This is a genomic window from Jeotgalibacillus sp. ET6 (assembly GCF_029667115.1).
Classification (GTDB): Bacteria; Bacillota; Bacilli; order Bacillales; family Jeotgalibacillaceae; genus Jeotgalibacillus.
The window spans coordinates 1-271 of the sequence record NZ_JARUIU010000096.1; the positions used below are offsets into that span (position 1 = coordinate 1).

At 60.5% G+C, this 271-nt stretch carries 1 protein-coding gene; it reads right to left on the reverse strand.

Annotated features, from left to right (window positions below; translation table 11 throughout):
• The coding region (locus P6709_RS19940; protein WP_442905379.1) for a tRNA ligase subunit PheS family protein at window positions 1-271 on the reverse strand (271 nt) is incomplete at both ends.

Consider the following 271-nt stretch of genomic DNA (forward strand, 5'->3'; position numbering starts at 1 on the left):
GGGCTCGGTAAACGGGAAGTGGTGCGGACGCAGACGGATTTTGGTGTCTTCACCGTAAAGGCTCTTGGCAAACGATTCCAGATTGCCCTTGAGGTCGGCCATGGTGATGCCCTTGTCCACAACCAGTCCTTCAATCTGATGGAAGATCGGGGAGTGCGTGGCGTCCACGGCGTCGGAGCGGTACACACGACCCGGTGCGATCACGCGGATGGGCGGCTTTTGCTGTTCCATCACGCGGATCTGGCAGGGCGAGGTCTGCGTGCGAAGCAGC